At 41.5% G+C, this 9,484-nt stretch carries 8 protein-coding genes; 4 read left to right on the top strand and 4 right to left on the bottom strand.

Translation table 11 applies throughout. From position 1 onward, the window contains the following. Positions 1–118: 118 nt before the first annotated feature. The 3 genes from iscB to AAEZ22_RS10940 all read left to right on the top strand — a co-directional run bounded on the left by iscB (position 119) and on the right by AAEZ22_RS10940 (position 2,302). The gene (gene iscB / locus AAEZ22_RS10950) at positions 119–1,159 is read left to right on the top strand and encodes an RNA-guided endonuclease IscB (RefSeq protein WP_255319066.1); all 1,041 of its coding nucleotides are present in this window, start codon (positions 119–121) and stop codon (positions 1,157–1,159) included. Then, positions 1,159–1,626: a methylated-DNA--[protein]-cysteine S-methyltransferase gene (locus AAEZ22_RS10945; protein WP_352297231.1), complete on the top strand. Its 468-nt coding sequence runs from the start codon at positions 1,159–1,161 to the stop codon at positions 1,624–1,626. The genes iscB and AAEZ22_RS10945 overlap by 1 nt, the downstream gene beginning before the upstream one ends. 91 nt (positions 1,627–1,717) lie before the next feature. Further along, entirely contained in the window at positions 1,718–2,302 is a 585-nt protein-coding gene (locus AAEZ22_RS10940) for a thymidine kinase (RefSeq protein WP_011329924.1), read from the top strand. Here the strand turns inward: AAEZ22_RS10940 and ltaE are convergent. Both ltaE and rlmF read right to left on the bottom strand, forming a co-directional pair. Then, positions 2,285–3,289, bottom strand: a complete 1,005-nt coding sequence (ltaE, locus tag AAEZ22_RS10935) for a low-specificity L-threonine aldolase (protein WP_197182879.1) — start codon at positions 3,287–3,289, stop codon at positions 2,285–2,287. The genes AAEZ22_RS10940 and ltaE overlap by 18 nt on opposite strands. A 22-nt stretch (positions 3,290–3,311) precedes the next feature. Then, a complete protein-coding gene (gene rlmF, locus AAEZ22_RS10930; RefSeq protein WP_041454980.1) occupies positions 3,312–4,244 on the bottom strand; it encodes a 23S rRNA (adenine(1618)-N(6))-methyltransferase RlmF in 933 nt (310 codons plus the stop codon). Between the two features lie 130 nt (positions 4,245–4,374). Between rlmF and AAEZ22_RS10925 the strand changes: the two genes are divergently transcribed. Beyond that, on the top strand, positions 4,375–5,283 hold the full coding sequence (locus AAEZ22_RS10925; protein ID WP_011329927.1) for an alpha/beta fold hydrolase: 909 nt from the start codon (positions 4,375–4,377) through the stop codon (positions 5,281–5,283). Here AAEZ22_RS10925 and AAEZ22_RS10920 read toward each other — a convergent pair. Both AAEZ22_RS10920 and AAEZ22_RS10915 read right to left on the bottom strand, forming a co-directional pair. After that, positions 5,252–6,694 (bottom strand): tetratricopeptide repeat-containing sulfotransferase family protein, encoded by a 1,443-nt coding sequence (locus tag AAEZ22_RS10920; RefSeq protein WP_182683675.1) that lies wholly within the window; start codon positions 6,692–6,694, stop codon positions 5,252–5,254. The two genes, AAEZ22_RS10925 and AAEZ22_RS10920, sit on opposite strands and share 32 nt — an antisense overlap. A 100-nt stretch (positions 6,695–6,794) precedes the next feature. Next, positions 6,795–9,377, bottom strand: a complete 2,583-nt coding sequence (locus AAEZ22_RS10915) for a TonB-dependent receptor plug domain-containing protein (protein ID WP_011329929.1) — start codon at positions 9,375–9,377, stop codon at positions 6,795–6,797. Between the last annotated feature and the right edge of the window lie 107 nt (positions 9,378–9,484).

The raw sequence follows: 9,484 nt of genomic DNA, 5'->3' as shown, positions 1-9,484 counted from the left end.
GAAGCAGCCTAGTCTCTAAGTCAAGGCTGTAGAAGCCCATTGATCGACACGGAGTGGCGTCGATGGGTAGTTCACAATTACTCTACCTGGCTTGGTAAAAACGGCCTCTACCTAGAGGATTTATCAAAGCGAGGTGGCTTTGCGCACTGACGTATCTAAAAAGATGCAGCAACGTGCAATGTATCGAAGGACTCGCAGAAACCGTAAGCTACGCTACCGCCCTGCACGTTGGTTGAACCGTGCCTCAATGCGTAAAGAGGGGCGCTTAGCACCGTCTCTAAAAAGCAAGCTTGATTCACACTTGCGTGAGAAAAAGCAGGTTGAAGCTATCTTACCAATTTCACATTGGAAGGTTGAAACTGCTAGCTTCGATATACACAAGATAACTAACCCAACTGTGACTGGTGCCGGCTACCAGCAAGGCGCACAGCTGGGCTACTACAACGTTAAAGCCTACGTATTGCAACGTGACAATTATAAATGTCAAAGTGGACGTAAAACGAAGCACAGCGCCAAGCTGCACGTACACCACAAAGTATTTCGTTCTCAGGGCGGCACTGATGCACCCAGTAACCTAATAACGCTATGCGAGACGTGCCATAATGATTTACACGCAGGAAAGTTTGAGCTAAAAGTGAAGCGCTCAAAGACAAAACATGCGACTGAAATAGGTATAGTCAAAGTCCAGTTAAAACAGTGCTGGGATTTTGAAGAAACGTTTGGCTACGTGACCAAATTTAAGCGCGAGCAAGTATTGGGCTTACCGAAAACTCATTACTATGATGCCGTGTCAATTTGTTGTGAAAATGGCGAGCTTGTACAACAAGCCAAACATGTTTTACGTAAACGTCATGTGGCTTCTGGTGACTACCAACAGACAAAGGGGGTTCGCTCCGAAAAGTGGATACCAGTCGGCAAGCTATTTGGCCTAAAAAAACACGACTTTGTACAAACACCACAAGGTACTGGTTTTGTTAAAGGCAAGCGTAGCTCAGGCTACTTTGCCCTAGAGACTATTTTAGGTAATAAGGTTCACGCCTGCGCCAACATTAAGAAAAACACGGTTCGGATTTCTGCTCGAACCACTACGTTAACTCAACCAATGGAGGCGGCAAGGATACTCGTCACTAAAGTACCGAGTATCCTTGCCGTAAACTGATGATAATTCAAACCTTACTACCGAGTCCTATCGACGATATTATTATTCAAGGCAGCGAAAACGGCGTGAGCTATGTGGGTTTTTATCCACCTAAAAATTACCCCATTACAGCGCTTAGCGAAGTGACTAATGACGCTATTTTATGCGCCGCAGCGCAGCTTAATGAGTATTTTGCTAAGCAGCGCACTACCTTTACAGTACCTTTAGATACCCAAGGAACCGTGTTTCAACAAAGTGTATGGCAGGCATTACTTAACGCTCCCTATGGGGAACTTAAAACGTATGGCGATATTGCTAAGGTATTAAACAACCCCAAAGCGGTGCGCGCTGTTGGCGCTGCTAATGGCAAAAACCCAATAAGTATTATTGTACCGTGCCACCGTATTATTGGCGCAAACGCAAAATTAACAGGTTACGCGGGTGGACTTGCAAGAAAACAATGGTTATTGCAGCACGAAACCGGTTGATCAGTTCTTAATGCATAAAATGCATAAACCAAATTGGTATTAACGCTCATTTGAGGTAGCATAAGCGCACTTTTTATCTGAAGGCACAGCAATGGCGCAATTATACTTTTATTATTCTGCAATGAATGCGGGTAAATCAACCACTTTATTACAATCTGCATTTAATTACCAAGAGCGTGGTATGGAGCCGGTGATCCTCACAGCTGCAATTGATGATAGAGCGGGAGTAGGCAAGGTATCTTCGCGAATTGGGCTGCAAGCCGATGCGCATATTTTTGATGAAAACAAAGATGTGTTTGCGCTTATACAGTCACTAAATCAAGATAAAAAACGCCATTGTGTACTAGTTGACGAATGCCAGTTTTTATCTAAAGAGCAAGTGATGCAGTTAACCGATGTGGTTGATGAACTGGGTATTCCGGTACTATGTTACGGCTTGCGTAACGACTTTAGAGGTGAGCTATTTACCGGGTCGCAGTATTTACTTGCTTGGGCTGATAAGCTAGTAGAGCTTAAAACTGTGTGTCATTGTGGCCGCAAAGCCAACCACGTATTGCGTACCGATGAAAATGGCGATGCAATAGCCGATGGTAACCAAGTAGAAATAGGCGGCAACAACCGGTATGAATCGGTGTGCCGCAAACATTATAAAGCCGCGTTAAATATGGGCCGCTAATGCCTTTATAAAGGTGTCTATATCTGCTTTAGTTATGTCTAAGTGAGTTACTAACCTAAGTTGCTTACTTGGACTAAACAGTATTCCTTGCGCTTTTAAATTAGCTGCTAGCTGCTGTATATTTATATTAGGCTCGCAGCTGGCATAAACCATGTTGGTGGTGTTTTTCATGTTAACGTTAAAGCCATTAAGTGTACTTAATTGCTGCGCTAGGTAGCGCGCATTAGCATGATCATCGCTTAAGCGTTTGACATTATGCTCAAGTGCGTATTGCCCTGCTGCTGCTAACATTCCTGCTTGGCGCATACCGCCGCCAAGTACTTTTCGCCAGCGTCTTGCCTTGCTAATCAGCGCTTTTGAACCTAGCAATAACGATCCAACTGGCGCACCTAACCCTTTAGATAAACAAATCGAAACAGAATCAAAGTGCTGAGTAATGGCAGTTATATCCACATTAAGATCGGCTGCTGCATTAAACGCACGCGCACCATCTAGGTGTAGCGATAAGCTGTGCTGGTTTACAAACTTGCGCGTTGCAGCAAGATAGTCAAGAGCAAGTACTTTACCGCCTATGGTGTTTTCAAGGCTTAATAAGCGAGTGTTGGCAAAATGATTATCATCAGGCTTTATTGCCGCCGCTATTTTATTAAAGCAAAGTGTACCGTCTGCTTCGTTTTCAATTGGCTGGGGTTGTATTGAGCCTAAAACGGCTGCGCCGCCGCCTTCAAATTTATAGTTATGGGCACTTTGGCCGCAAATGTATTCGTCTCCGCGCTCACAATGTGCCATTAACGCCAATAAGTTAGCTTGAGTACCTGAGCTACAAAAAAGTGCCTCCGCAAATTCAAAGCGCTCACATGCATATGCTTCTAGTTGGTTAACACTTTCATCATCGCCATATACGTCATCGCCTACAGGGGCGTTATACATTATATCGCGCATAGCTTTAGAGGGTTTAGTTACCGTATCTGAGCGAAAATCTATCATAGGGTTAATCCTTACTATATTATTATTCGAGTTCTTCGCAAATTTGCTCACGCGTGGCTTTATCAAAATAACTCCAAGCAATAAAACGACTAACTTTTTGCCCTTGTGCCATATCAACTATTTTATATTGGGCTATAGGGTGTTGTTTTAATTCTTGCTCTAAAGCCGCAATATTATCTTTTTTCGACACTAAAGAGGTAAACCACATTACTTGCTCTGCAACGGCTGCACTTTCTTTAATCATATTAGAGATAAATTGCACTTCACCGCCTTCGCACCATAGCTCGTTATTTTGGCCACCAAAGTTAAGTGTGCTGCTAGGTGCTTTGCCAAGGTTTTTCCATTTACGTTCGCTACCTTTAACAGCGTCTTCGCTGCTGGCATGAAACGGCGGGTTACACAGCGTTAAGTGGTACAGATCTTTACTGTTTATAACTCCTTTGAATATATTTGCGGCATTTTTTTGCTGTTTTAAGGTTATTTTTAAATTATTAAATTGCGCAATTTGTTTTGCTACTTTAATGGCTGCAGGGTCAATATCGGTGCCAGTAAAATGCCAGTTATATTCATGCCCACCTGTGAGCGGGTAAACCAAATTAGCGCCGGTGCCAATATCTAATACTTTAACTTGACGGCCAGTGGGAATTTGCGTTTGGTTATCGTCGGCTAATAAGTCGGCCAAATAATGAATATAATCTACTCGTCCCGGAATAGGTGGACATAAGTTATGCTGTGGAATATCCCAAAAATCTACATTGTAATGGGCTTTTAAAAGGGCTTGATTAAGGGTTTTTACCGCTTTGTTATCGCTAAAATCAATACTTTTTGTACCTGCAGGTGTTGTAATAATAAAAGCAGAAAGTGCAGGATGCTGCTCAGTTAATAGGTCAAGATCGTAGCCATTTAAATGTTGATTACGAGGGTGTAGTTTTGCGCGTGAGGTGCTTGCTTTCATGATGATTATTTTTACAACAGGAATAAAAGTTAATTGTAACAAATACCGAGATAAAAACGTGATAATTTTCCCTATGGCTACGAGGTTGTTACTGGTAGGATGAGCTGTTAGCAATTAAAAAGGACTCACTGTGGCAATCACTCAGCAATCAGTATTTATAACATTAGCCGATCAGCAAACACTGCATTTACGTCGTATTAGTAGCGATAAGCCAAATGGCGCAGTGGCGTTTTTTATGCATGGCGCGGTAGAAAACGGTAAAATATTTTATACCCATAGCAACAAAGGCTTAGCGCCTTTTTTAGCCGAGCAAGGGTTTGTGTGTTATGTGGCTGATTTACGTGGTCGTGGTGAAAGTAAACCGGTTATAGACAAGCATGCTCGGTATGGTCAAACCGAAGCTATTTTAGAAGATATTCCTGCATTTATAGATAAAATAGAGCAGTTAGAGGGGAAAAAACCAGATTATTGGCTGGCTCACTCTTGGGGTGGAGTGTTAATGAATAGCGCATTTGCACGATTCCCAAATTATATTAACGACGTAAAAGCCTGTGCTTACTTTGGCACTAAGCGCTCGTTATTTAATAATCACCCTAAAAAGTTACTTCAAGCTAATTTCATTTGGTATTTTATGGCGCCGTTAATGGCTAAAAAGCATGGGTACTTACCGGCTAAACGCTTAAAGTGGGGCAGTGACGATGAAACACAAAAGTCGCATTGGCAAAGTATGCAGTGGGCTAAAAAAACACCTTGGATAGACAGTGACGATAACTTTGATTACGCTAAAGCCGTTGCACAATTAACCTTGCCGCCAACGCTGCATATTGCAGGCGCAAAAGATAAAGCCCTCGCACAACCAATAGATATTCAAAAGTTTATGGAAGAGTCGGGTCCTGGGGTACAAAAAATGCAAATTTATGGACGTCGTTATGGCCATAAAATAGATTACGACCATATTAATATGTTAACCCATCCGCATGCGCGCAATGAGCAGTTTAAAGATGTACTTAATTGGTTTGCGACTGCGCCAAAAGCTTAAGTAATGGCGTTTTGTAGCGTTGCCACTTATCAACATTGTGCAGATTAACCGGTTCACGTATAGCGTGTTTGCTGAGTGTGGTAACCGCGATTTTTTGTTTATAAAATGCCAAGCAATTTTCTTCAAACGAGCAACCTATAAACCTAAGTAGTGCAGTGAGTTGGCCTTTGGGGTCCGTTACTAATTGCTCATAACTTAGGTTATATATTTGCAGTGCCGGAAACGCCTGCCAATGCGCCATTAACTTTTCGTACAAGCTATGGTATTGCTTAAACTCGGTTAACGAGCAAAAGTAAGGCTCGTTTTCGGCAAAATAATTACTAAATACCGAAAATGCCGTGGCATTAAAATCGCGGGTTAAATTAATAAATTTTGCATTTGGAAATAGCATATAAATAAGCCCAATAGCTTGATAGTTGCTTGGCAGTTTATTAATAACAAAGGGGCGAGAAGGGCTTGCTGTTTTTAATTTTGCTATATAAAGGTCGCGGGCCTTATTAATTAACTCATGTGTTAAATGATCTAAACAGTGTGGATAGCTAAAACCGGTTTTTTGTTCTAAAAAAGCCATCACATTACTACTTATACTAATACTTTCACCCATGCTTGAGCACTGGCTATGATTTACCAACATTTGTTCAAGTAGGGTTGAGCCGCTGCGTGGCATGCCAATTATGAATAAGGGGGTAATGCCACCTTTCACACTTTTATTCGCTGAGCTTAAAAGAGCAGCTGTATTGTATTTTATTATGTCGTCGTAAAAAGCAGTAAGAACTTGGGTATCAAATTCGCTTAGTTTTCGTTGTAATTGGTTAGCTAATACAAAGTAGTTAAACGCCTGATCAGTATCCTCTAGTTTGTCGTAACTTTTTGCCAAAGCGTAATAGCACACCATTTTAAGGCGTAAATTATTAGTTTGCGTTAGCAAGTGATGCAAGTTACTGAGGTAGTTATGTTCTTTGTCAAAACGCCCCAATTGTACCAACTCTAACAAAATATACGCTGTAACAGGGTAAACGCCTAAGCTCAGTGCATGCGAAAAAGTAGTATGGGCTTTATCTAGCTCACCATACGTTAAATAGTGCTGGGCTAAATAGTAATGTGGGTCGGGGTTATTACTGGCTAAGTTTTTTGCGTACTCAAGCACTTTTAGCGCATCATTTGGTGAATTTACATTATTAAATGCATCAGCCAGTGCGTGTAGAGGTTCAAGCATATAAGGCAGGCGTTCACAGGCTTTTTGTAATAAATATACAGCATCATCATTACGCTCTAGGCGCAGTGCAATTCGGCCTAAACCAAACAGGGCTTCGCCGTTATCAGCATCGGCTTTAAGTATTGTTTTGTAGTAAAACTCAGCATCTTTAAGTTTGTTTTCTGCCAGTAACTGATTCGCTTTTTTAAGTAGCATTGTAACTTTAACATTCCTGTTGATTCTGTCTTGACTATCTATACAGCGAAAAAGGCGAAATGTCTTTCACATTTCGCCTTTACCTTATGACCAATAAGGATTAAAAAGTATAAGTTGCTTTAACGTAATAATAACCACCGTTAATACCAAATGGTGATGTTTCGTAGTATTGACCACCCCAATTATTATTAGGGATAAAGTCGCTAGCGCCACTAAAATCAAGTTTTTCAGCTTCTTGGTCAAGTAAGTTTTGTGCACCTACAGAAAAGCTCATTGATTCGTTTAAAAAATAAGTAATTTCAGCATCTAAGGTAACCGCAGCATCTGCCATTTTAGCTGTTTCGTCATAATCTACATGCACACCTTGGTATTCACCAAAGTAGTTTACGCGGGTAAACGCAGAGAAGCTTTCCCATTGTTGTGCCCAGCTTAGAGTTGCACGATGATTAGGTAAGTCATTCTCAAGACGGCTTACTTTAAACGGCCCTGTAATAATGGTTGAGCGGGTAACTTCGGTTTCATTCCAGTTGTACGCTAAGCTAAATGTTGAGCTGCCATTAAGTAACTCAGTTGAGTAGTTAGCCACTAAATCAACACCTTGTGTAGTGGTGTCAAAGTCATTAGTAAAAAAGCTTACCTGTGCTAGGTTTTGTACGTTAGGAATGCCCGAGGCAGTAAGTTTGTCTTTGTCTGCTTGGCTAAGTTCAATTTTATCAGATTGACTAATGCGCTCATCAACTTTAATATTGTAATAATCTACCGTTAAAAATAAATCGCCTAGCGTGTACACAGCGCCAAAAGTATAGCTTTGTGATTCTTCAGGCTCTAATTCTTGCCCGCCAAGTTGTATCGCAATTGGGTTAGTAGGTGGTAATAATGCAGAATCTACTAATACACCACTACTAAGGTTTGTTTGTACGTTACTCACATTAGCTTGGCCAACGGTTGGCGCTCTAAAGCCTGTGCTGATTGAACCACGAATATTTAAATCTTCAGTTAAGTGATACTGAGCCATTAATTTGTAGTTAGTAGTTGTGCCAAAGGTATCGTAATCTTCAAAACGAACGGCTAAGCCCATTAAAAACTCTTCAGTAAAGGGCGCTTCTATATCAACATAAGCGGCGTAGTTACGACGGCTATATTCACCGGCATCAGAGGGTTTAAAACCCGGAAAGCCATTTGAGCCAATACCAAAACCTTGATCGGTAAGTGGCCCTGCAATAAACGAGGCTTCATCGCCAGAGATCACAGTAAAGGTTTCTTCATGCCATTCTAGGCCTGATGCTATGTTTACATCGTATGCTAGGCCAAAATCAAAACCTTTGGATAGATCAAAGTTAAAGTTTTTCTCTAATTGTTCGTATTTACCTGGGCTAAAGTCACGTGGGCTTTCTGGGCCTAAAGACGCATTAATCGTATCGTAAATAAAGTAGCGAGATTCGTTATAACCAACCGTGCCACTTAAATCGTAATATACATCCTTTAAAAAGCCATCAGTAAACTGACCTTTAGTACCAATAGTGAGTGACGCATCGGTAATATTACCGCCAAAGTTTGGTGTAAAACCACCTGGCAGCATTTCATTAAATGCAAAACAATCTGGGTTATTTGCCACCCCATTAATATAATCTGGATTATCAAGCACGTTATCATCAATGGCAATAGTTGGGCAGTTGCCACTCATATCACCGGTTAAATCGCCAACGAGTAAAGTATCGCCGCCATCGTTTGAATAAGCACCGGGGCGAGTGTGAGGGTTACGGTAATAAAAACCACCTCTTACATCGCGCTCAGAGTAGTTACCAAACATGTAAAATTCTGAATTATTGGTTAGCTCTAAACCTACATTACCAAAAATTGAAATGTCGTCGTTAACTTCTGGTGCGCCCCATACTTGGGTAATAGGTGCTATGTCGGGTACGCCTGCATCATTAAGTGCTTTAGCATCAAAGCGTTGTACTGAGCGGCTGGTTGCATCTGCGGTTTTATATTGAAAGCTTAAATTTGCAAAACCATTGTCGGTAAAAGGAAGGCCAATATTGCCCGAAACTTGAGTGGTGTCGCCATCACCTTCGTAATACTCGCCCTTACGCACTTCAAGAGAGCCCCCTTCAGAGGCATCTTTTAATACAAAGTTTATAACCCCTGCAATAGCGTCAGAGCCATATTGTGCAGCAGCACCGTCACGCAGTACTTCTACTTGCTTAAGGGCAATACTTGGAATAACCGAAATATCGGCACCTTGAGCACCATCGTTAATACCACCACCTAAAAAGGCGATAACAGAAGCGCGATGGCGGCGTTTACCATTTAATAAAATAAGTGTGCTGTCTGATGGTAAACCCCTAAGGTTAGCTGGGCGCACTAATGACGCTGCATCACTAATTGGCATAGAGTGTACGTTTAATGAAGGTATAGCGCCCTTTAATAGCTCTAGCATGTCGGTGTTACCTGACTTGCTTAGCTCTTCACCACCAATAATATCAATAGGAACCGGTGAGTCACCAATAGAGCGAGGTGCTGAGCGTGTACCAACAACAGCAATTTTTTCTAGATTTTTATTAACTTTGGTTGTTGTTTGCGCGTCGGCTGCAATAGCAGAGCCAGATATAAATAATCCGGCTGTAGTGGTGGCTAAGGCAAATTTAACTGCCTGGTTTAGCACATTACTTTTTAATTTCATTCTAAATATCCCCAGTTAGAATAGTTTTGTTAATCATGTTTGTGTAACACGAGTTATTTTTGTAGCGGACTAGTCACATTTCATGGGGAGTAAGGTAATACTTGCTG

The sequence above is a fragment of the Pseudoalteromonas sp. 20-MNA-CIBAN-0454 genome, assembly GCF_040308685.1.
In the GTDB taxonomy this organism is placed as follows: domain Bacteria; phylum Pseudomonadota; class Gammaproteobacteria; order Enterobacterales; family Alteromonadaceae; genus Pseudoalteromonas; species Pseudoalteromonas nigrifaciens.
This window is presented reverse-complemented; position numbering and strand designations above follow the sequence as displayed.

Bases quoted from the DNA above. Each gene is read 5' to 3' on its own strand.
- AAEZ22_RS10945 (WP_352297231.1), top strand. From the start codon at position 1,159: ATGATAATTCAAACCTTACTACCGAGTCCTATCGACGATATTATTATT.
- AAEZ22_RS10940 (WP_011329924.1), top strand. From the start codon at position 1,718: ATGGCGCAATTATACTTTTATTATTCTGCAATGAATGCGGGTAAATCA.
- ltaE (WP_197182879.1), bottom strand. From the start codon at position 3,289: ATGATAGATTTTCGCTCAGATACGGTAACTAAACCCTCTAAAGCTATG.
- rlmF (WP_041454980.1), bottom strand. From the start codon at position 4,244: ATGAAAGCAAGCACCTCACGCGCAAAACTACACCCTCGTAATCAACAT.
- AAEZ22_RS10920 (WP_182683675.1), bottom strand. From the start codon at position 6,694: ATGCTACTTAAAAAAGCGAATCAGTTACTGGCAGAAAACAAACTTAAA.
- AAEZ22_RS10915 (WP_011329929.1), bottom strand. From the start codon at position 9,377: ATGAAATTAAAAAGTAATGTGCTAAACCAGGCAGTTAAATTTGCCTTA.